Raw genomic sequence first — 808 nt, 5'->3', positions numbered from 1 at the left:
ACCGACCCGGGGCAGAGTCTGAACGCGTTGTCGGTGCAGTCGCTGCTCGAAGTCGGCGTCGACATCAGCGGCGAAACCCCGAAACCGATCGATCCGCGGCTGCTGCGCGCCGTCGATCTGGTCGTCGTCCTGGGGCGTGAAGCCCACGTCGATCCGGTCGGCGGTGTGCGGGTCGTGAACTGGGACACCGACGAACCCTCCGAACGCGGGATCGACGGCATCCAGCGCATGCGCCTGGTTCGTGACGATATCAACGCCCGCGTCCAGCAACTGCTCACCGAACTGCGTCCACCTGCCTGACCCTGTCAACCGCCGAGCATCGGAACACCGCCATGAGCGACAGCCCCCTCGCCCACGCCACCTACGTTCGCGACGACCTGACCATCGACCAGCAACTCGCCCTGAAAACCGCCGCCACCCGCCTACAACGCGAGTTCGACGACACCTTCGGCGTGGAAACCATCGAACGGTTCCTGCACTCGAGCTACGACCAGTTCGCCGGCCGCGCCACGGTCATGAACTTCCTGCCGCTGCTGGCCGAACGCTTCGCCCGCCAACGCCTCAACGCCCTGGCCAAGGTCGAGGGCAAAGCCCACACCGGCAAACCCACCGTGCTGTTCCTGTGCACCCACAACGCCGGACGCTCACAGATGGCCTTGGGCTTCTTCACCCACCTGGCGGGGGACAACGCCGTCGCGTGGTCCGGCGGCAGCGAACCCGGCAACGAAATCAACCCCGCCGCCGTGCAGGCCATGGCCGAGGTCGGTATCGACATCACCGGCGAGTTCCCCAAACCGTGGACCGAGGA

The 808-nt window shown here is 66.5% G+C and carries 2 protein-coding genes; both read left to right on the top strand.

What is annotated here, in order from left to right:
- Nucleotides 1–300: arsenate-mycothiol transferase ArsC (locus tag HOV91_RS39195; RefSeq protein WP_174190199.1), on the top strand; the 300-nt coding region annotated here is incomplete at its 5' end.
- 32 nt (nucleotides 301–332) lie between these two features.
- The coding region (locus tag HOV91_RS39190; protein ID WP_174190198.1) for a three-helix bundle dimerization domain-containing protein at nucleotides 333–808 on the top strand (476 nt) is incomplete at its 3' end.

The sequence above is a fragment of the Nocardia barduliensis genome, assembly GCF_013315795.1.
Classification (GTDB): domain Bacteria; phylum Actinomycetota; class Actinomycetes; order Mycobacteriales; family Mycobacteriaceae; genus Nocardia; species Nocardia barduliensis.
Note: the sequence above shows the minus strand (reverse complement) of the source record. Positions and strands in the feature narration are given on the sequence as shown.